Here is a 20,602-nt window from a genome sequence, read left to right as displayed (position 1 = left end):
AATTTTCGCGCCGTGTAGCGTTTTATTCAGTCACCCGCGTCAGAGGTAGCCAACATGTCTGCAAACCCGCACACTCCCGGTGTCGTGAAGGCCCGCTTGTCCGAGGATGAGCTTGAGGCGAATTTTACCGACCTGCATGCCCCTTATGAGGTGCACGAAGCGCGCGTCGCGGCGGATCGGTGCTATTTCTGCCATGATGCGCCCTGCATCACCGCCTGTCCGACCAGTATCGATATCCCGCTCTTCATTCGGCAGATCGTCACGGACACGCCCGAGGCTGCGGCCCGGACGATCTTTGATCAGAACATTCTGGGCGGCATGTGCGCCCGGGTCTGCCCGACCGAAACTCTCTGCGAGGAGGCCTGCGTCCGCGAGGCCGCCGAGGGCAAACCGGTGGAGATCGGCCGTTTGCAGCGCCATGCGACCGACACGCTCATGGCGCAGGGGGATCATCCCTATACCCGCGCGCCCGAGACCGGCAAGCGCATCGCGGTGCTGGGGGCGGGGCCGGCCGGGCTTGCCTGTGCGCACCGGCTCGCGCTCAAGGGCCATGCGGTTGACCTCTATGACGCCAATACCAAGCCCGGCGGGCTCAACGAATATGGCATCGCGACCTACAAGACCGTGGATGATTTTGCCCAGGCGGAGGTCGACTGGCTGCTGCGGATTGGCGGCATCACCCTCCATCAGGGCAAGGCGCTGGGGCGCGATCTGGACCTGACCACGCTGGCCGCGGAGTATGACGCAGTGTTCCTCGGGATCGGCCTTGCGGGGGTGAACGCACTCGCCATCGAAGGGGCCGACAAGGACAATGTCGCCGACGCGGTGGAGTTCATCGCCGCCCTGCGTCAGGCCGATAGCAAGGCCGACATGCCCGTGGGCCGCCGCGTCGTGGTGATCGGGGGCGGGATGACCGCGGTCGATGCTGCCGTGCAATCGCGGCTTCTGGGGGCCGAAGATGTCACCATCGCCTACCGGCGGGACAAATCCGCCATGAGCGCGAGCCTCTTCGAGCAGGAGCTGGCCACCGCCAAGGGCGTCCGAATCCTCTATAACGCGCAGCCCAAGCGGATCCTCGGCAACGGGGCCTGCGACGGGGTCGAGTTCGCCTATACCGAGAGCGGCCCGGACGGGCTGCGCGAGACCGGCGAGACCCGGGTGGTGGCCGCCGATCAGGTGCTGCGCGCCATTGGCCAGACCCTCGAAGGGGCGCCCGAGGCGCTGACGATCACCGGCGGCAAGATCGCCGTCTCCGAGACCGGGCGCACGGACATGCCATCGGTCTGGGCCGGGGGCGACTGCGCGGCGGGCGGCGAGGACCTGACGGTCACTGCCGTGGCCGAAGGGCGCGACGCTGCCGAAGACATTCACGCCAGCCTGATGGGCTAACCGGAGGCGCTGCCTTCAGAAAGGACGACTGGACATGGCTGATCTGCGATCTGAATTTGTCGGGGTGAAATCGCCCAACCCGTTCTGGCTGGCCTCCGCGCCGCCGACGGACAAGGAATACAACGTCCGCCGCGCCTTTGAGGCTGGCTGGGGCGGTGTCGTGTGGAAGACGCTGGGCTTTGACCCCCATGTGGTGAACGTGAACGGCCCGCGCTATGGCGCGGTCTGGGGGGCGGATCGCCGTCTTTTGGGGCTTAACAATATCGAGCTGATCACCGACCGCCCGTTGGAGGTGAACCTGCGCGAGATCAAGCAGGTCAAGCGTGACTACCCGGACCGGGCGATGATCGTCAGCCTCATGGTGCCCTGCGAAGAGGAACCCTGGAAGAAGATCCTGCCCCTGGTCGAGGAGACCGGCGCCGACGCGATCGAGCTGAATTTCGGCTGCCCCCACGGGATGAGCGAGCGCGGCATGGGCTCTGCCGTGGGGCAGGTGCCCGAATATATCGAGATGGTGGCGCGCTGGTGCAAACAGCACACGCGCATGCCGGTGATCGTCAAGCTTACGCCGAACATCACCGATATCCGCTATCCGGCGCGGGCGGCGAAATCCGGCGGGGCGGATGCGGTCAGCCTGATCAACACCATCAGTTCGATCACTTCGGTCAATCTCGACAGTTTCAGCCCGGAGCCGAGCATCGACGGCAAGGGCTCGCATGGCGGCTATTGCGGCCCGGCGGTCAAGCCGATCGCCCTCAACATGGTCGCCGAGATTGCCCGCGATGCGGAGACGGCGGGCCTGCCGATCTCGGGGATCGGCGGGGTGACGACCTGGCGCGATGCGGCGGAATTCCTCGCCCTCGGGGCCGGCAATGTGCAGGTCTGCACGGCGGCCATGACCTATGGGTTCAAGGTTGTGCAGGAGATGATCACCGGCCTGTCCCAGTATCTCGACGAGCGAGAGATGGGACTGTCTGACCTGATCGGACGGGCCACGCCGAATGTGACCGATTGGCAGTATCTGAACCTGAACTACGTGGCCAAGGCCAAGATCGATCAGGACGCCTGCATCAAATGCGGGCGCTGCTACGCGGCCTGTGAGGACACGTCACATCAGGCGATCTCCATGAGCGAAGACCGCGTGTTCGAAGTGATCGACGCGGAATGCGTCGCCTGCAACCTCTGTGTCAATGTCTGCCCTGTGGAGGACTGCATCAGCATGGTCGAGATGACCCCGGGCGAGGTGGACCCACGCACGGGTAAGGTGGTCGAAAAGACATACGCCAACTGGACCACGCATCCGAACAATCCCTCGGCACAGGCCGCGGAATGACAGGCGGGCGTCAAGACTACTCGTCCTGCGCCGCCATATCTGCCGGAAGCACGCGCGGCACCATCGCCTTGTCCGGTTCCGCCGTCATCAGGGCGGTGGCCAGAGCCTCGGCGCTGAGCCGGGGCAGGGTCGGCTCGCGATAGGAGAGCGCATTGCGCGCCTGTGCCTCGTCCAGAGGATCCCGTGGCGCCTCGGCACCGGTGACATCCGTGGACTTGGCCTCCTTGTCGGCCTTCTGCTTGAGCTCGGTGAGTGTCGCCGCTTCGCCCGCCTGACGGCTATGGGACGATGCGGAGCCGCTCGCCTTGGCAACACGCGTGACCGCATCCGGGATCCTTTGGCCCGATTGCGGCAGAGATTGCTGTGGACCCATGGGGGAGACCCCCGGGCCGGTATCGAAATATGGTCTGTGCCCCTCGATCTTCATGACACGCCTCGCGGTTCATAACGCCGCCCACCGCATTCAGACCTATCACCGAAGTCTTACCGGGGCGTTAAGACGGGCCGCGCGCGGGGCCGGATGCGCCCTCCGGCGCCGGGGCAAGAAGTCGCGCAAACATATGATCGAGGAATTGTGCGGCATCGGCAAACGGGTCCTCGCCCGTGCCGAGCACCATGTCGATCTGGGTCCGGAAATCCGCGTAATGCTGGGTCGTGGCCCAGATCGAAAAGATCAGGTGCTTTGGGTGCACCGGCGCGATCTTGCCCGCCGCGCTCCAACCGGCGATGACCTTGGCCTTCTCATCCACAAGGCGGCGCAGCTCGCCGCTCAGAAGGCCTTCGATCTCTGGCGCGCCTTGCAGGATTTCCGTTGCAAATAAACGGCTTTCACGGGGAAATTCACGTGCCATCTCAAGCTTGCGACCCACATAGGCGCGTAGCTCCTGCATGGGGTCGCCCTCGGCATCCATGCTGATCAGCGGGTCGAGCCATGTTTCGAGGATCTGCGACAGGACCTGCGTATAGATCGCCTCCTTGCCCGCGAAATAGTAGAGCACATTCGGCTTCGAGAGCCCGGCCCGGGTGGCGATCATGTCGAGCGTCGCGCCGCGAAATCCGTGCTGCGAAAAGACATCCAGCGCGGCGTCGAGGATCGCCTCGCGCTTGGCTTTCTGGATCCGGGTTTGTCGGTGCGGCGGCTTGTCCTGGGCGGCGTTGGAAGGGGCGCGGGGCATGGAAGGGGGCCTTCTGAAAATAGTGCACGTCGAAACACACGAGCTGGCATAGGATCAGTACACGTTAACCGCGCTTGATTCACAAGCGAAACGCGGAACAGATGTGCGGATCGGCGATCTTTGGGCTGTCTGGGGCGGGCTAAGCTTGACTGGCTCCTGCGCTTTGATAGCCTGAATTGGACCATTTGGTCAAACTGCGTGAGCGACGCGAAGGGAGACTGCCATGGCCTTGGATTCCAAGTCCCGACCGAACGATCTGAGTGCGTTCTGGATGCCGTTCACGGCGAACCGACAGTTCAAGTCGAACCCGCGCATGTTCGTGGCCGCCGAGGGCATGCATTACACGACCGCCGAAGGGCGGCAGGTGCTGGACGGGACAGCGGGGCTCTGGTGTTGCAATGCGGGGCACAAGCGTCCCAGGATTGTCGAGGCGATCCAGGCCCAGGCGGCGGAGCTTGATTACGCGCCCGCCTTCCAGATGGGCCACCCCAAGGCGTTCGAGCTTGCCAATCGTCTGGTCGAGATCGCGCCAGAGGGTATGGATCATGTCTTTTACACGAATTCCGGATCTGAAGCCGTTGAATCGGCGCTGAAAATCGCGATTGCCTATCACCGGGCGCGGGGCGAGGCAGGCCGGACCCGTTTGATCGGGCGGGAGCGGGGCTATCACGGGGTCAATTTCGGCGGGATCTCGGTGGGCGGGATCGTCAATAATCGCAAGCATTTCGGCACCTTGCTGACCGGTGTTGATCACCTTCCCCACACACATATTCCGGAAAACCAATGGTCCAAGGGCATGCCGGCGCATGGGGCGCATCTGGCCGATGAACTGGAGCGGATCATCGCCCTGCACGGGCCCGAGACAGTTGCGGCGGTCATTGTCGAGCCCATGGCGGGCTCCACGGGCGTGCTCCTGCCGCCGAAGGGCTATCTGGAGCGCTTGAGGAAGATCACGCAAGATCATGGGATCTTGTTGATTTTTGATGAGGTCATTACCGGGTTCGGCCGCGTGGGGGCGGCCTTTGGCGCGCAACGCTTCGGGGTGACGCCGGATCTGATCACCTGCGCCAAGGGCTTGACCAATGGGGTGATCCCCATGGGTGCCGTGCTCTGCGCCTGCCATATCCATGACGCCTTCATGCAGGGGCCCGAAAACCTGATCGAGCTTTTCCATGGCTACACCTATTCCGGTAATCCGATGGCCGCGGCGGCGGGGCTCGCTACGCTTGAGACCTATCGCGAGGACGGGCTGTTCGCGCGCGCGCTGGAGCTGGAGCCCTATTGGCAGGAGGCGCTGCACTCCCTGCGGGATGCGCGCCATGTGATTGATATCCGCAATCTTGGTCTGATCGGCGCGGTGGAGCTTGAGCCCATCGCGGGCGCGCCGACCAAGCGCGCGTTTCAGGCGTTTCTCGACGCCTATGAGAAGGGGATCCTGATCCGCACCACGGGCGATATCATCGCCATGTCGCCGCCCTTGATCATCGAGAAGACGCAGATCGACCAGTTGGTCGAGACCCTGCGCGACGTCCTCATGGCGCTGGACTGACGCCATGGTGGTGCGCGACGGGGCAGAGATGGTGCGACAGATGTCGCCGCGCTTGTGCGACGGGGTTTATGGCTTCGTGGCCGCGACCGACCTTGCGGTCGCGGAGGACGCGCTCGGCTGGTTCCGGGAGGAGGAGGGTGTCTCGGTCATCCGGCCTGTTCCCGCCGGCACTCCGGATGCCATGCGGCAGATCACCCTCGACGTGCATTCGGCTCTGGATGGCGTGGGCCTGACGGCGGCTGTCTCGACCGCGCTCGCGGCTGTAAATATCCCTTGCAACATGGTGGCCGCTTTGCACCATGACCATGTATTCGTCCCCGAGGCGGACGCCCCGCGCGCGCTGCAGATCCTGCAGCAGCTGAGCGCGGGTGAAGACCAGACCTAAGACCAGGAGAGAGCGATGCCAGCCGACACAGACGCCGCCAGCGCAGCACCGGGAGAGAACCTCAAGATCGATGGCGCTCGTCTCTGGGACAGCCTGATGGAGATGGCCAAGATCGGCCCGGGGATCGCGGGCGGCAACAACCGTCAGACCCTGACCGATGAGGATGCCGAGGGCCGCGCCCTGTTCCAGCGCTGGTGCGAGGCGGCGGGCTGCACCATGGGTGTGGACACAATGGGCAACATGTTCGCGCGGCGCGAGGGGACGGACCCGGATGCGCTGCCGGTCTATGTGGGCTCCCATCTCGATACGCAGCCCACGGGCGGCAAGTATGACGGGGTGCTCGGCGTGCTGGGTGGGCTGGAAATCATCCGTTCGCTCAACGATCTGGGCATCAAGACCAAGCATCCCATCGTGGTGACCAACTGGACCAATGAGGAGGGCACCCGCTACGCCCCCGCCATGCTGGCCTCGGGCGTCTTTGCTGGCAAACACACGCAGGACTGGGCCTATGACCGCGTGGATGCAGAGGGCAAGCGGTTCGGAGATGAGCTCAAGCGCATCGGCTGGGTCGGGGATGAGCCCGTGGGCGACCGCAAGATGCACGCCTTTTTCGAGCTGCATATCGAGCAGGGCCCGATCCTCGAGGCGGAGAACAAGGAAATCGGTGTCGTCACCCACGGCCAGGGCCTGCGCTGGATCGAATGCACCGTGACCGGGAAGGAGAGCCATACGGGCTCCACCCCCATGCATATGCGGCGCAACGCCGGGCGCGGCCTCGCACGGATCACCGAACTGGTCCATGAGATCGCGATGAAGAACCAGCCCAACGCCGTCGGCGCGATCGGCCATATCGACGTCTATCCCAACTCGCGCAATATCATCCCGGGCAAGGTCGTCTTCACCGTGGATATGCGCACCCATCTTCTGGACAAGCTCAACGCCATGGTCGCTGAGTTCGACGAGAAGGCGCCCAAGCTCTGCGAGGAGATCGGGGTCGAGTTTTCGTCCGAGATCGTGGGCCAGTTCGACCCGCCCGCCTTTGACGCGGGCTGCGTGACGGCCGTGCGCAACGCGGCGGAGCGGCTCGGCTATTCCCACATGGATATCGTTTCCGGCGCGGGGCATGACGCCTGCTGGATCAACGATCTCTACCCGACCTCCATGGTGATGTGCCCCTGCGTGGACGGGCTGAGCCACAACGAGGCCGAAGAGATCAGCCCGGAATGGGCCACGGCGGGCACGAATGTGCTCTTCCACGCGGTGGTCGAGACGGCGGAGATCGTGGCATGACGCGGATTGTTGCATTCGGCGCGCTGATGCTGGGCCTCGCGGCCTGTGAGCCGCTGACCGATGAGGCGGGCGTACCGCTTCTGGAGGATATCTCGCCCCGCGCGCTCGCAGCCTTGCCCGAGGGCGTGCCGCCTTCGCTGCTCATCCGGGACAAGAATGGCTGCTACGGCATCGCCATCGAAGCGACCGAGCCGCAAACCGGCGCGCCGCTCATGGATGCGGATCAGCAGTTGATCTGCGATCCGTGATGCGCAGCCCGGCACATCCACAGCGAGGAGCCATGCCATGACCGCCCTGGATCCGATGGACGAAACGCAACTTCGGATCGATCTGGCCGCGGCCCTGCGCCTGTCGTGCCGCGAGGGCTGGCATGAGGGGGTGGCGAACCATTTCTCGGCGGCGGTTTCGGCGGACGGCAAACGCTTTCTCGTCAACCCGCGCTGGATGCATTGGAGCCGGGTCCGCGCGTCCGATCTGGTCCTGTGCGACGCCGACGACCCCGCGACGATGGAGCGGCCCGATGCGCCGGACCCGTCCGCCTGGTCGATCCATTCCGCGCTGCATCGCGAGGTACCTCAGGCGCGGGTCGCGTTGCACCTGCATCCGCCCCATGCCACGGCGCTGGCGGCGCTCAAGGATCCGACGATCCACCCGATCGATCAGGTCACCTCGCGCTGGTACAAGCGCATTGCCTATGACCTGTCCTTTGGCGGCATTGCCAGCGAGGCGGAGGAGGGCGCGCGGATTGCCCGCTCCGTGGGGCAGCACCACGCCGTGATGATGCAGAACCACGGGGTCACCACCTTTGGCGCCACCGTGGCCGAGGCCTGGGACGCGCTCTATCACCTGGAGCGTGCGGCGCGGACCCTCGTGCTGGCCTATTCCACCGGGCAACCGCTCGCCGTTTTGCCGGATGCGCTGGCCGAGGCCACCGCCGCGGAATGGCAGACCTACAAGCAGGCGGAGTTTACCCATTTCGCCGAGATGAAGCGCCTCCTCGACAGGGATGCGCCGGATTACAAAGACTGACACGAGCCAAGACCCCGCCCTGCGCCGAGCAAGGGCCCGGGGTTGCCAAACCGAGACGGAGAAAACCCATGTCGACAGTCATCAAGAACGGAACAGTGGTCACCGCCGACCTGACCTATGCGGCCGATGTGCTGGTCGAGGGCGGCAAGATCGCCGAGATTGGGCAGGGGCTCTCGGGGGACAAAGAGCTCGACGCGACCGGTTGCTATGTCATGCCCGGCGGGATCGACCCGCATACTCATCTGGAGATGCCCTTCATGGGCACCTATTCCTCCGATGATTTCGAGAGCGGCACGCGCGCCGCACTTTCGGGTGGCACGACCATGGTGGTGGATTTCGCGCTGCCGAGCCCGGGGCAGGGACTGCTCGACGCGATCCAGATGTGGGACAACAAGTCGACCCGCGCCAATTGCGATTACTCCTTCCACATGGCGATCACCTGGTGGGGCGAGCAGGTCTTCAACGAGATGGACGCGGTCACGAAGCGCGGGATCAACACCTTCAAGCATTTCATGGCCTATAAAGGCGCGCTGATGGTGAATGATGACGAGATGTTCGCGTCCTTCCGGCGCTGCGCCGAACTGGGCGCGCTGCCGCTGGTGCATGCGGAGAATGGCGACATCGTCGCCGATCTGCAGGCCAAGTTGATGGCCGAAGGCAATAACGGCCCCGAGGCCCATGCCTATTCCCGCCCCCCTGCGGTGGAGGGTGAGGCCACCAACCGTGCGATCATGATCGCCGATATGGCAGGTGTGCCGGTCTATATCGTCCACACCTCCTGCGAAGAGGCCCATGAGGCGATCCGCCGGGCGCGGATGCAGGGCAAGCGCGTCTATGGCGAGCCGCTGATCCAGCACCTGACCCTGGATGAGAGCGAATATGCCCATCCCGATTGGGACCATGCCGCGCGCCGGGTGATGTCGCCGCCCTTCCGGGATCAGAAGCATCAGGACAGCCTCTGGGCCGGGTTGCAGTCGGGCTCGCTGTCGGTGGTGGCGACGGATCACTGCGCCTTCACCACCGCGCAGAAGCGCAATGGCGTGGGCGATTTCACCCAGATCCCGAACGGGACCGGCGGGCTGGAGGACCGGATGCCCATGCTCTGGACCCAAGGGGTGGCCACCGGGCGGCTCACGCCGAACGAGTTTGTCGCCGTGACCTCGACCAATATCGCCAAGATCCTGAATTGTTATCCCACGAAGGGCGCGATCCTTGTGGGGGCCGATGCCGATATCGTGGTCTGGGATCCGGAAAAGTCCAAGACGATCACGGCCGAGAGCCAGCAATCAGCCATTGATTACAATGTCTTCGAAGGCAAGGAGGTCAAGGGGCTGCCGCGTTACACCCTGACCCGCGGTCAGGTCGCCGTGATGGATGGTGAGGTTGCAACCCAGGAGGGCCATGGCAAGTTTGTCGAGCGTCCGCCGGTCACCCCCGTGGCCAAGGCGCTCAGCACCTGGAAGGAGCTGACCGCTCCCCGCAAGGTCGAACGTAGCGGCATTCCGGCGAGCGGGGTCTAAGCGCGCTCCATGCTCAGTCGAGAAGAGATTGACGGGTTCGACCACGATCCCGAAGCCCCCAAGGAGGGGCAGACCGCAGCTGCGAAAGTGACCCCCTCGACACCGCTGGCCGGGGAGGTGGAGCTGGCCGCGCGCAAGGGCGCGTGGCGGTATGAGGCCCCGGAGCAGGGGAGTGCGCCCGAGCCGGTGGCGCCGCCCGCTGCGCGCGCGGCGCAGACCCGCGAAGCGGTGATCTCGGCGCGGGATGTGGATCTGGTCTTCGAGACGAATGATGGCCCGGTCCATGCCCTGTCGGGCGTAAACCTTGAGATCGGCAAGGGCGAGTTCGTGTCGTTCATCGGTCCTTCGGGCTGTGGGAAGACGACCTTCCTGCGCGCGGTGGCGGGGCTCGAGCATGCGACGGGCGGCACGCTCAGCGTCAACGGCATGAGCCCGGATGCCGCGCGGCAGGCGCGGGCCTATGGCTATGTCTTTCAGGCAGCCGGGCTCTATCCCTGGAGAACAATCGCGCGGAACGTGTCCCTGCCGCTGGAGATCATGGGCTATTCCAAGTCCGAGCAGGCCGAGCGCGTGGCGCGCGTCCTGGAGTTGGTCGATCTGGCGGGGTTTGCCAAGAAATTTCCTTGGCAGCTCTCGGGCGGGATGCAGCAGCGTGCCTCAATCGCGCGGGCTCTGGCCTTTGACGCGGATATCCTGCTCATGGATGAGCCCTTCGGCGCGCTAGACGAGATCGTGCGGGATCATCTGAACGAACAGCTGCTCGCCCTCTGGGCGCGCACGGAAAAGACCATTGGTTTTGTCACCCATTCCATCCCCGAGGCGGTCTATCTCAGCACCAAGATTGTCGTGATGTCACCGCGCCCGGGGCGGATCACGGATGTGATTGACAGTTCCCTGCCGAGGGAGCGCCCCTTGGAGATCCGCGATACGCCCGAATTCATCGAGATCGCGAACCGGGTGCGCGACGGATTGCGGGCGGGGCATATCGATGAGTAAGGCAGATGGGATGAACCGCTTGCCCCAGCCAAGGTGCAAGCGGCCCTCATCGTTCACGGTCATCGGCTCTCCAGCCTGTACCGTGGCCTTAGACAACACCAGATTGGTTTCATTGTTCCTAAAATACTCAAGAAACATCGCTACGGGCTGGCGGTGCGTCATGAGTATTTGCGGAACAATGAAAGGGGGGCGGTCATGCGTCTGATCCTGCCAGTTCTCACGGTGATCGCGGCTTTGGTGGCGCTTTGGTATGCGGCGGCGGTGCCCATGAACATCAAGGGTGTTCTGGTCGAGGCCGAGCGGGCTGGCGCGGTGGTGACGCCTGAAACCCCTGCGGCGCGGCGGGATATGAGTGCGCTGCTGCTCGTGGCCACCAACAGCTTTGCCATCCCCGATACATGGGCGCAGGACCGGCCCCGTCTGCCCGCGCCCCATCAGGTGGCGATCGAGCTGTGGGAGACCACGGTCGAGAAAAAGATCACGTCGAAACGCAGCCTTGTCTTCCATGGCTGGGTGACCCTGAGCGCGACCTTGCTCGGGTTCCTGATCGGCTCTGCGGCGGGTGTGCTGCTGGCGATCGGGATCCTGTATAACCGGGCGATGGATCTGAGCGTGATGCCCTGGGCGATCGCCTCTCAGACCATTCCGATCCTGGCCATCGCGCCGATGATCATCGTGGTGCTAAACTCGGTGGGCGTGCAGGGGCTGCTGCCCAAGGCGATGATCTCGGCCTATCTCAGTTTCTTTCCGGTGGTGGTCGGCATGGTCAAGGGGCTGCGCAGCCCCGATGCGATGCAGACCGACCTGTTGCGGACCTATAATGCGAGCCCGGCGCAAGCCCTTTGGATGCTGCGACTGCCGGCCTCGCTGCCCTATCTCTTCACCTCGCTCAAGGTGGCCGTGGCGGCGAGCCTTGTGGGCGCGATTGTCGGCGAATTGCCGACGGGAGCGGTTGCGGGGCTTGGCGCGCGCCTCTTGGCGGGTAGCTATTACGGTCAAACAATCCAGATCTGGTCTGCGCTCGTCGGGGCGGCGATCCTTGCGGCGTTGCTGGTCGGGTTGATCGGGCTGATCCAGCGCGTGACCCTGTCGCGCATGGGGCTGAGCCAATGACCGGGGTTATGCGCAGCTATGGCGCGTTCCTGGCGGTGCCCGTACTTGCGGCGCTGATCGATCCGCGCCTTGGGCTCGTACTGGCGCTCTGGGCGGCGGCCTGGGCGCTCAATGTCTGGCTGTCGCGCAGGTCGGCCAAGGCGGCGCGGGCGGCGGTGCCGGTGGTATTCGGGCTCACCATTCTCGCGCTCTGGGAGGCGACGGTGCGGCTTTATGCGGTGCCCGGGGTCATCCTGCCGCCGCCCACGGCGATCGGGGCGCGGATTGCCACGAGCCTGCCGATCCTGTGGGAGGACTTTGTCCAGACCTTCATCAAGGGGGCGCTGTCGGGGTATGCGATGGGGGCGCTGGCGGCCTTTGCCGTGGCGCTGCTGGTGGATCGCTATGACTTCCTGCGGCGCGGGCTGTTGCCGGTGGGTAACTTCATGGCGGCGCTGCCGATCATCGGCACCGCGCCGATCCTCGTGATGTGGTTCGGCTTTGATTGGCAATCCAAGGCAGCCGTCGTCGTGGTGATGGTCTTTTTCCCGATCCTCGTGAACACGGTCGAGGGTCTGCGCAGCGCGGACCGGATGCAGCGCGACCTGATGCACACCTATGCGGCAAGCCATTGGCAGAGCCTGATCTTTTTGCGCTTGCCGGCGGCGATGCCCTTCATCTTCAACGGGCTCAAGATCGCCACGACCCTCGCGCTGATCGGCGCTATCGTGGCGGAGTTCTTCGGCTCGCCGATCCGGGGGATGGGGTTCCGCATCTCGACCAGCGTCGGGCAATTGGCGCTCGACATGGTCTGGGCCGAGATCACCGTGGCCGCGCTGGCCGGGTCGGCCTTTTACGGCGCGGTGGCGCTGATCGAGCGGCGGGTGACCTTCTGGCACCCCTCCATGCGGCGCTAGGCGAAGTGAAAACGGGCGGTCCGGAGGGGCCGCCCGCGCAGGTTTCAAAGATCCAAGAGGTTCAGGCCGCCTTGCGTTTGCGGCTGCGCGCGATGCCCAATGCGCCAAGACCCAGCGCCATCAGCGGCAGGGCCGCAGGCAAGGGGATCGGCGTTGCGTTGACGTCGTAATAGAAGAACCCACCGGTTGCCGCGGTGTTCTGGTCGGCGATCCTGATCTCCGAGATCGTGCCGAAGCCGCTCAGATCAACGGTGAACTGCGAGATCCCACTCGAATCCGTCCCCCCGGCCGCAAGATCCGCCGATGTCACCTCCACCGTGCCAAGCAGCATGCTCAAGCTGTCAAAAGCCGAGACTTCAATCGTTTCGATGGCGCCCGCCGGGAGCTGGTCCCCAACGGAAAAGCTCACATTGCTCGACGGTGTCGTAAAGGTCAGAGTCACATCATTGTCGCAGTTGCTACCGAGGGCGCAGAAGATGACTTCCTGGCTGCCGAAGATCGGAGCGCCGCCCACGAATATCTCCGCGGCGTCGGGCGTCGAAATGGACAGCTCAGGCACCGAGACCGGGTTGCCGGAGGTGTCGATCAGCGATGTGAGATCAATCGGGGCGGCCTGCGCGGAAATTGCAGAGGCTGCCAGTGTGGCCAGAGCGAGGGCCGATACGCGACGCAACATGTTCATTTACTCCCATTAGAACAATTAACCCTATCGTAACATATTTTGCGCGTTCCGGAGACCGCATCGGGACGGGTGGCTGAGTTCTGCTCAGTTCAGGACAATCGCGCCGAAACCTGCTTGGAAATGGGGTGTTTTTTCTGATTGGCGGCAGGGTTCGCTGGTGTTTCCTGACACTTTGGTCAGAATATCGTCAGGCACACGGGACAACGTGGCCAGGGAACACGAATCACAGCGGGAGTTATCGGTATGAAATCAGCCATGATCGGGTTTGGAGTTGCAGCACTCATGGGGGCCTCGGCGGCGCAGGCGGCGGATGAGGTGAAGCTTCAGTTGCAATGGGTCACGCAAGCCCAATTCGCTGGCTATTATGTGGCGTTGGACAAGGGGTTCTACGAGGAAGAGGATCTCGACGTGACGATCCTGCCCGGGGGCCCGGATATCGCCCCGCCGCAGGTCCTCGCAGGGGGCGGCGCGGATGTGATGCTCAACTGGATGCCCTCGGCTCTGGCCGCGCGGGAAAAGGGCCTGCCGGTGGTGAATATCGCCCAGCCGTTCAAAAGCTCGGGGCTGATGCTGACCTGCTGGAAGGATACCGGGATCACGGGACCGGAGGATTTCAAGGGCAAGACCATCGGTGTGTGGTTCTTCGGCAATGAGTACCCGTTCCTGAGCTGGATGAGCCAGCTCGGCATTCCGACCGATGGCGGGGAGGATGGGATCACGGTGCTCAAGCAGGGCTTCAATGTCGACCCGCTGCTGCAGCGTCAGGCCGATTGCATCTCGACCATGACCTATAACGAGTATTGGCAGGTGATCGACGCCGGGGTCAGCCCAGATGAGCTGGTGACCTTCAAATACGAGGAGCAGGGCGTCGCCACGCTCGAGGACGGGATCTACGCTCTCGAAGAGAACCTCTCGGATCCGGCCTTTGTCGAAAAGATGGTTCGGTTCGTACGGGCCTCGATGAAGGGCTGGAAATATGCCGAGGCGAACCCGGACGAGGCCGCCGAGATCGTGCTCGACAATGACGCCACCGGCGCGCAGACCGAGACCCACCAGAAGCGGATGATGGGCGAGATCGCCAAGCTGACCGCAGGCTCCAATGGCGCGCTGGACCCGGCCGATTTCGACCGGACGGTCGCAACCCTGCTGGGCGGCGGCTCGGATCCGGTGATCACCAAGGAGCCCGAGGGCGCCTGGACCCACGCCATCACGGACGCGGCGCTGAACTAAACCGCCTTTAAACCAAGCGTTTCCCCGCAGCCGATCCCCGGCTGCGGGGTTTTTTGTGAATTAAATTGCCGTAACGTCAACTTTGCACGAAACTATTCTCTCAACTTCGGAGGATTGTTTATGAAATGCACTTTGTTGTCGGGGGCGGCTGCGGGGCTGTGTCTCGCCCTTGCCGGGGGGGCGCTGGCGCAATCCGCGCTGCCCAGCGGTATGGTCTTCTTCGTGGAGGACCAGAACTGTCCGACCGGATCACTGCCGGTGGATGATGCGAAAGGTCGCCTGCTTCTGGCGACGAAAAATCCGACCGAATGGGGACAGACTTTTGGGGCTCCGGCCATTACGGGGCTGAACGAGCGCGACCATACCCATGAGGTGACCCTGTCTCTTACCCTGGAGGAAAAAGGCATCTCGGGGGCGAGCAGCTGCTGCAACAATCGCGCAACCAGCAAGGGCAAGCATTCAAAAACTGTGACAACCGGGGGCGCGACCTCGGATCTTCCCTTCGTGTCCCTCCTCGTTTGCAAGGCGAATTGACCAATGGACCACGCAACACTCACCCATGTTTCCCGACTCCGTCGCGCGCTGTTCTGCGGGCTTGCTGTCTTTGGACTGGCCCCGGGCCTGGCCACCGCCGATGATGCGATGCCGAAGGATACGGTGGCTTTCTTCGACGGGGCCTGTCCAACAGGTTGGGGGCCGGCCACGGACAAGGTCTATGGTCGCTTCCTGGTCTCAAGCCAGCAGGGCCGACCGGTTGACGCGGTTGGCGGGGGCGATGCCATCACCGACATCACGGATGCCAGTCAGCTGGACCATGATCACACCGCCAAGACAGCGATCACGATTGGTGCGACGAACTTCATTCTGATTGGGTCGGGGCCGAACAAGAACCTCGGCAAAGCCGGTGCCGTTGCGGTCTCGGGCACCACCGATGCGGGGGGCGCCGTGCCCGGGATTGCCTTCAACCTGTGCCAGAAGACGGCGAGGCGCACCCGTGGTCTGGACGTGCCCAGCGGCGTGATCACCGCGGCGTCGAACAGTTGTCCGGTGCTGTTCTCGACCCTCTATGACCGGGCTGAAGGTCGTTACGTTCTCGGTTGGAATGGCACGGGCAGTGTGGGGCGGCTTTTTGGGGGCAAGCCCTTGTCCTTCCGGGAAACCCGCCGTCATCAGCACGAGGTGAAGGGGGCGTTCAATCTGCCGGAACATGCCATTGCAGGCGGGCAGGGCTGCTGCGCGGACAACTACGCCAAATCGGGCCGGGCCTCGTTCAATTTCGAGACCAGGCTCGTCGAGGAGTTGAAGCCTGTCGAAAATGCGGCGACCCGTGCGCCCTATATGAACGTGAATTTCTGCCGTTCGAACTAGCGTTTGAAGGGGCAGCGCGCGGGTCTGCCGCTGCCCCTTGCCAGTCCGCGCGCCCGGGTCAAATGCGGTCGGGGGCGCGGCGTGAAAAAAGTTTTGCGCCGCGTCAGAAAACTATTGATCCGACTCAGCATTGGTTCCATATGCGCGGATATTGACGCCAACGCACGCGCCTCTGCCGGGGCGGATCCCACCGGATCCAAATAGGTTATGTAGCGACGGTAACGTCTTCTTTGGTACTGGTCGGGACCTCACGGGCCCGGGTCTGATGGAGATGACCATGAACGCTTACGTAACCGGCTTGGCCCGTGTGGCCTCTGCTGCGCCTGTCGCTCTCACCGATACATCCGTCGAGGACCGCCTGCGTGCGTTCATTAATGGGCGCGTGTTCGACCGCCCGACCCTCGTGCTGGACTGTGACGCGGTGGTGGCCAAGTACCACGCGCTGGCGCGTGGGCTCGGGCAGGGCACGCTGATCCATTATGCCATGAAGGCCAACCCGGCGCCCGAGGTTCTGCGCGCGCTGGCGGCAGAGGGCTGTGGGTTCGATGCGGCGTCGCGTGGCGAGATCGAACTGGCCTTGGCCGCCGGTGCGGTGCCGGAGAAAATCTCTTTTGGGAATACGATCAAGCGCGGCTCCGACATTGCCTACGCCCATGCCCATGGGATCGATCTTTTTGCGGCGGATGCCGAGGCGGAGCTCGACAAGATCGCGGCCCATGCCCCCGGCGCGCGGGTGTTTCTGCGCGTGCTCGTAGGGGCGACCGGGGCGGATTGGCCGCTGTCGCGCAAGTTTGGCTGCGCGCCTGAGATGGCGCTGCGCCTGATGGACCGGGCTGCCTATCTCGGGTTGCGGCCCGTGGGGCTGAGCTTCCATGTGGGGTCGCAGACCCGCGATCCGGGGATGTGGACCGAGACGCTGGATGCGATGGCCGAGATCTGGCAGGCCGGGCGCGCGCAGGGTCATGACCTTACGCTGATCAATATCGGAGGCGGCTTCCCGGCCTTCTATGGCGATCCGGTGCTGGAGGCCGAGACCTATGCGGCGCGCGTGGCCGCCTTGGTTCAGGCGCGGTTCGGGGCGGCGACGGTGATGGCGGAACCCGGGCGCGGGTTGGTGGCCGAAGCCGGGATGATCGTTGCGGAGGTGCTGCTTGTGTCGCGGAAATCCGAGGATGATCTGTGCCGCTGGGTCTATCTCGACATCGGCAAGTTCTCGGGGCTGGCCGAAACCATGGAAGAGGCGATCCGCTATCAGTTCGAGACGCCCCATGATGGCGGCGAGCTTGGGCCCTGCATCATCGCGGGACCGTCTTGCGACAGTGCGGATGTGCTCTACGAGACGCGGCCCATGCAGTTGCCCTTGGCGCTGGCAGCGGGGGACCGGGTGCTGATCAAGGCGACCGGGGCCTACACCACCACCTATTCCAGCGTGGGCTTCAACGGGTTTCCGCCGCTGGATCTGGTTGTCATCTGAGCGAATGCTCGGGGGCGCCGACCGCATGCGGTCGGCGCGGACGCGCCCCGATCCTGCCTTTTGACAGGGGCCACCGCGATGGCGCGACGCGGGTCCGCGCCCTGCGCATGCGCAGGGCGCTACGGTGCAGGATCACTTCTCGGGATAGGTCGCTGTTACGCCATCCAGCGGCAGATCCCGCAGTTTGCGCAGCAGCCTGATCATCCCGGCCACCTGATGGGCGCAGGTCGCATGGCCCTTCTCGGCGCTCCCGGCGCTGGCATTGCCGACGGTCCCTGCGGGGTTCAGATCAGACGACACCCAACCCAGGCTCAGCGGCCCGATGGGCGAGATCGGCGCATCCTCGGCGGCAGACCGAAAGTCCTGCGCCTGGGCCATATCCACGGTCTCGGGGCGAAAGGCGAGCATCAGCGATGTCTCCACATCGCCACCATGGATCCCAAAGGCCCGCTCGTGCTCGGAATACATCCCCTCCGGCGTCCCGAAACTCATCCATTGCGCCTTGACCGCCAGCATGCCCGCGCGCACGCGTAGCTCCCGGCTCAGGATCGACACCAGATCCAGGTTTCCGCCATGGGAATTGATGCACACCACCTTGCGCAGCCCCGCCCGCGCCACGGAGAGCCCGATCTCGCGCCACGCCCCCAGCGCAGTCTCAGCCTCCAGCGTAAGGGTCCCAGGCGCATGGATATGCTCGTTCGACTTGCCCACCGACTGGATCGGCAGAATGCGGATGTCCAGATCCTCGGGCAGCGCGGCGCAGAGCGCGTCCAGCATGCCCTGCATGATCATCGTATCCGTGCCCGTGGGCAGATGCGGACCGTGTTGCTCGATCGCCGCCGTGGGCAGGATCGCGATGACCCGTTCGGGATCCATGGCGGCAAACTCGGTCGTGCGGTACTCGGACCACCAGTGTCGACGCTCAGCCATAGGTCGCCTCCAGACGGCTGCGCAGATACTCCGCGCCAGAGATCGGCGGGTATTTCGCCTCGCCCAGACCCGGAAGGCAGGACACCATCGCCTCCGGGTTCGGATCGAGGAAGAACGCGATGGACCGGCGCGGGCGCGGCGGCGGCAGCACCCGATGCGGTGTCGAAACATAGGTGTCATTGGACCAGCGCATCAGGCAATCGCCGATATTGATGATATAGGCCCCGGCGACATCGGGCACATCGATCCAGTCGGATTGACCGCGCGGGCGCACCTGCAGCCCGGGCACCCCATCGGTCAGCAGAAAGGTCAGCGCGCCGTAATCCGTATGCGCCCCGGCCCCGATCCCGTCTTCGGGCGAGCCTGCCGGATAGCTGAGCAGCCGCAGCGTCGCCATGGGCGCGTCAAACGCACTCTCGAAATGGTCGGGAGGCAGGTCCAGATCTCGTGCCACGGCCTGCATCACGCGCTGGCCCAGCCCATGCACTGCATCGAAATACGCCCGAAGGGTCTCTGCAAACCCCGGCAGGTCCGGCCAGCGATTGACGCCGCGAAACGGATCTCCGGCCAGAATGCGCGGATCGTCCGCGGCCAGATCGAGCCCCATATTGAAGGCCTCTTTCCGGTCCACCTGACCGCTATCCGGATCGAGCTTCTCGCTGCCTTCCCAGGCCCAGCCGCGATTGCCCGCATCAATGGCAATCCGCGCTTTGGCGTCATGGGGCAGGGCGAAGAACGCATCCCCCTGGGCCAGAACCCCGTCGATCAGGTCCTGTGGCACATCGTGATGGGCCAGCAGGAAAAACCCCGATCCCCGCGCCGCCCGGCCGAGGTCCCGGGCAAACCCCGCCGGGTCCTCGCCCATGCGGCGCGCATCCAGAAGCGGGATCTCCATGGCTCAGGCCACCGCGGTCGAGGGCGCTCGCGCGCCCGGTGCCTTGCCGATCAGCTTGTCCATGACCTTGCCGACCTTGCCCAGATGGGCGGCACGGCTCTCGGGAGTGGAGCTGTCCATCAGGTAATGGGCCGCGAAATGCACCTTGCAACCCTTGGCGCAGATCAGCCGCACGCCTCGCGTGAGCGTCCGTCGCCCGGGCGCACCAATCAGGCTGGTGAGCCAGCGGCTCGCCCCACAGGTGGTAAACACGCCGAGCGAGGTGATATTGGTCAATCCCGGCCGGATATCCTTGTTCTCCGCATCGGGCATCAGGAAGGCCACATCGGGCAAGAGCACCCGGTCCAGCCACCCCTTCAACATCGCGGGCAACCCGTACCACCATGTCGGATAGACAAAAATCAATGTATCCGCCCATCGCAGATCGGCAACATCGCGGGCCACGGGTTCCACATTGTCCGGACAGTCCAGATAGGCATCCAGCTCACAGGCCGGCAGGACCGGCGCGAACTCTCTCTCATACAGATCGATCAACCGCACTTCCGCCCCCCCGCGGCGCAGTTTGTCGAGAACCGTATCTTTCACGGCAGCATTGAAGCTGCCCTTTTTCGGGTGGCAATACACGACCAAGGCGCGCATCAGAAAGCCTCCATCTCCCGGGTGACTTTCTCCAGAAAGGCAGCCCGCTTGGCATCTGTCGCGCGGTTCATGTCATAAAGCGCGAGATACCGCATCTTGAAGGGACGACAAACGTGCCAGACGGCGCGCTTGACGCAGTGACGGGGCGGGTCCCCTGCGAGAAACGCACGGGTACGCGTACCCCCATAGGTTGTCACAGCTGCAAGCCTTTTAATATGCGTCAGATTGGGCTTTACCTTGCCATCCACCAGCTTGAAGGACACGCCCGGCAGAAAAACCCGGTCGAGAAATCCCTTGAGGATGGCCGGATAGCCGAAATTCCACACCGGAAAGACCATGACCATGGCATCCGCCGCCCGCAGGCGCGCCACATACTCGGCCACGGGCGCGATATTCGCGGGCTCATCGTGGTAACCGCGCCGCCCGGTCTCGGACAGAACCGGGTCGAACCCCTCGGCATAGAGATCGCAATCATCTACCTCCCAACCCTCGGCCGTCAGGGTCTCCACCACGCAGGTATGCAGCGCCTGGGAAAAACTCTCGGGGCAGGGATGGGCGGCCAGAACCAGCACGCGCCCTTTCTCAGTCGTCATCGCAGATCCATCTTAAGTCCGGAAATATCCCGGGGGGAGGCTGCGGCGCAGCCGGGGGGCAGAGCCCCCCACACGCGGGCATTGACATGGGCGCAGCCCACAATTGGATCCCGCGC

Annotated in this window: 22 protein-coding genes; 15 read left to right on the top strand and 7 right to left on the bottom strand. The window is 64.2% G+C overall.

All coding sequences use genetic code 11. The features are described 5' to 3' along the window. The first annotated feature begins 54 nt into the window (after positions 1 to 54). Both ACP150_RS10715 and preA read left to right on the top strand, forming a co-directional pair. Complete coding sequence (locus ACP150_RS10715; protein WP_424966623.1) at positions 55 to 1,389, top strand: NAD(P)-dependent oxidoreductase; 1,335 nt, start codon at positions 55 to 57, stop codon at positions 1,387 to 1,389. Positions 1,390 to 1,423: 34 nt separating this feature from the next. After that, a complete protein-coding gene (gene preA / locus ACP150_RS10710) occupies positions 1,424 to 2,722 on the top strand; it encodes an NAD-dependent dihydropyrimidine dehydrogenase subunit PreA (RefSeq protein ID WP_424966622.1) in 1,299 nt (432 codons plus the stop codon). A gap of 16 nt (positions 2,723 to 2,738) precedes the next feature. On the opposite strand, the gene ACP150_RS10705 is transcribed toward preA, so the two are convergent. After that, entirely contained in the window at positions 2,739 to 3,095 is a 357-nt protein-coding gene (locus ACP150_RS10705) for a hypothetical protein (protein WP_424966621.1), read from the bottom strand. Between the two features lie 121 nt (positions 3,096 to 3,216). Beyond that, positions 3,217 to 3,897 carry a TetR family transcriptional regulator C-terminal domain-containing protein gene (locus ACP150_RS10700; protein ID WP_424966620.1) on the bottom strand — a complete coding sequence of 227 codons (681 nt, stop codon included), beginning with the start codon at positions 3,895 to 3,897 and terminating at the stop codon, positions 3,217 to 3,219. Positions 3,898 to 4,120: 223 nt separating this feature from the next. Here ACP150_RS10700 and ACP150_RS10695 point away from each other — a divergent pair, with 223 nt between their 5' ends. The 9 genes from ACP150_RS10695 (at position 4,121) to ACP150_RS10655 (ending at position 12,675) form a co-directional block, all read left to right on the top strand. Next, the gene (locus ACP150_RS10695; RefSeq protein WP_424966619.1) at positions 4,121 to 5,446 is read left to right on the top strand and encodes an aspartate aminotransferase family protein; all 1,326 of its coding nucleotides are present in this window, start codon (positions 4,121 to 4,123) and stop codon (positions 5,444 to 5,446) included. A gap of 4 nt (positions 5,447 to 5,450) precedes the next feature. Beyond that, the gene (locus ACP150_RS10690; RefSeq protein ID WP_424966618.1) at positions 5,451 to 5,831 is read left to right on the top strand and encodes an ACT domain-containing protein; all 381 of its coding nucleotides are present in this window, start codon (positions 5,451 to 5,453) and stop codon (positions 5,829 to 5,831) included. 15 nt (positions 5,832 to 5,846) lie between these two features. Beyond that, positions 5,847 to 7,121, top strand: a complete 1,275-nt coding sequence (locus ACP150_RS10685) for a Zn-dependent hydrolase (protein WP_424966617.1) — start codon at positions 5,847 to 5,849, stop codon at positions 7,119 to 7,121. After that, on the top strand, positions 7,118 to 7,369 hold the full coding sequence (locus ACP150_RS10680) for a hypothetical protein (protein WP_424966616.1): 252 nt from the start codon (positions 7,118 to 7,120) through the stop codon (positions 7,367 to 7,369). Before ACP150_RS10685 ends, ACP150_RS10680 begins: the two co-directional genes overlap by 4 nt. 37 nt (positions 7,370 to 7,406) lie before the next feature. Then, the gene (locus ACP150_RS10675; RefSeq protein ID WP_424966614.1) at positions 7,407 to 8,150 is read left to right on the top strand and encodes a class II aldolase/adducin family protein; all 744 of its coding nucleotides are present in this window, start codon (positions 7,407 to 7,409) and stop codon (positions 8,148 to 8,150) included. Positions 8,151 to 8,218: 68 nt separating this feature from the next. Continuing rightward, complete coding sequence (hydA, locus tag ACP150_RS10670; RefSeq protein WP_424966613.1) at positions 8,219 to 9,670, top strand: dihydropyrimidinase; 1,452 nt, start codon at positions 8,219 to 8,221, stop codon at positions 9,668 to 9,670. A gap of 228 nt (positions 9,671 to 9,898) precedes the next feature. Beyond that, positions 9,899 to 10,666: an ABC transporter ATP-binding protein gene (locus ACP150_RS10665; RefSeq protein ID WP_424966953.1), complete on the top strand. Its 768-nt coding sequence runs from the start codon at positions 9,899 to 9,901 to the stop codon at positions 10,664 to 10,666. Positions 10,667 to 10,861: 195 nt separating this feature from the next. Beyond that, a complete protein-coding gene (locus ACP150_RS10660) occupies positions 10,862 to 11,779 on the top strand; it encodes an ABC transporter permease (protein WP_424966612.1) in 918 nt (305 codons plus the stop codon). After that, on the top strand, positions 11,776 to 12,675 hold the full coding sequence (locus ACP150_RS10655; protein ID WP_424966611.1) for an ABC transporter permease: 900 nt from the start codon (positions 11,776 to 11,778) through the stop codon (positions 12,673 to 12,675). The genes ACP150_RS10660 and ACP150_RS10655 overlap by 4 nt, the downstream gene beginning before the upstream one ends. A 61-nt stretch (positions 12,676 to 12,736) precedes the next feature. Here the strand turns inward: ACP150_RS10655 and ACP150_RS10650 are convergent, their stop codons facing one another. Further along, positions 12,737 to 13,351, bottom strand: coding sequence for a VPLPA-CTERM sorting domain-containing protein (locus tag ACP150_RS10650; RefSeq protein WP_424966610.1), 615 nt, complete (start codon positions 13,349 to 13,351; stop codon positions 12,737 to 12,739). A gap of 249 nt (positions 13,352 to 13,600) precedes the next feature. On the opposite strand from ACP150_RS10650, the gene ACP150_RS10645 reads away from it, so the two are divergent. The 4 genes from ACP150_RS10645 to ACP150_RS10630 all read left to right on the top strand — a co-directional run bounded on the left by ACP150_RS10645 (position 13,601) and on the right by ACP150_RS10630 (position 17,429). Beyond that, the gene (locus ACP150_RS10645; protein WP_424966608.1) at positions 13,601 to 14,587 is read left to right on the top strand and encodes an ABC transporter substrate-binding protein; all 987 of its coding nucleotides are present in this window, start codon (positions 13,601 to 13,603) and stop codon (positions 14,585 to 14,587) included. Between the two features lie 120 nt (positions 14,588 to 14,707). Then, positions 14,708 to 15,121, top strand: coding sequence for a hypothetical protein (locus ACP150_RS10640; RefSeq protein ID WP_424966607.1), 414 nt, complete (start codon positions 14,708 to 14,710; stop codon positions 15,119 to 15,121). 3 nt (positions 15,122 to 15,124) lie between these two features. After that, positions 15,125 to 15,955, top strand: coding sequence for a hypothetical protein (locus ACP150_RS10635; RefSeq protein ID WP_424966606.1), 831 nt, complete (start codon positions 15,125 to 15,127; stop codon positions 15,953 to 15,955). 265 nt (positions 15,956 to 16,220) lie between these two features. Continuing rightward, positions 16,221 to 17,429, top strand: coding sequence for a type III PLP-dependent enzyme (locus tag ACP150_RS10630; protein ID WP_424966605.1), 1,209 nt, complete (start codon positions 16,221 to 16,223; stop codon positions 17,427 to 17,429). Between the two features lie 132 nt (positions 17,430 to 17,561). Here the strand turns inward: ACP150_RS10630 and ACP150_RS10625 are convergent, their stop codons facing one another. The 4 genes from ACP150_RS10625 to ACP150_RS10610 are packed head-to-tail and all read right to left on the bottom strand — an operon-like array spanning position 17,562 to position 20,486. Then, the gene (locus tag ACP150_RS10625; protein WP_424966604.1) at positions 17,562 to 18,359 is read right to left on the bottom strand and encodes a creatininase family protein; all 798 of its coding nucleotides are present in this window, start codon (positions 18,357 to 18,359) and stop codon (positions 17,562 to 17,564) included. After that, entirely contained in the window at positions 18,352 to 19,254 is a 903-nt protein-coding gene (locus ACP150_RS10620; RefSeq protein WP_424966603.1) for an isopenicillin N synthase family dioxygenase, read from the bottom strand. Before ACP150_RS10620 ends, ACP150_RS10625 begins: the two co-directional genes overlap by 8 nt. Before the next feature lie 3 nt (positions 19,255 to 19,257). After that, a complete protein-coding gene (locus tag ACP150_RS10615; protein ID WP_424966602.1) occupies positions 19,258 to 19,893 on the bottom strand; it encodes an NAD(P)H-dependent oxidoreductase in 636 nt (211 codons plus the stop codon). Then, entirely contained in the window at positions 19,893 to 20,486 is a 594-nt protein-coding gene (locus tag ACP150_RS10610) for an NAD(P)H-dependent oxidoreductase (RefSeq protein ID WP_424966601.1), read from the bottom strand. The genes ACP150_RS10615 and ACP150_RS10610 overlap by 1 nt, the downstream gene beginning before the upstream one ends. Between the last annotated feature and the right edge of the window lie 116 nt (positions 20,487 to 20,602).

Origin of the sequence: Dinoroseobacter sp. S375 (assembly GCF_049800775.1) — a bacterium.
Classification (GTDB): domain Bacteria; phylum Pseudomonadota; class Alphaproteobacteria; order Rhodobacterales; family Rhodobacteraceae; genus Dinoroseobacter.
The sequence above is the reverse complement of the archived record's forward strand: the minus strand, read 5'-3'. Positions and strand labels throughout refer to the sequence as shown.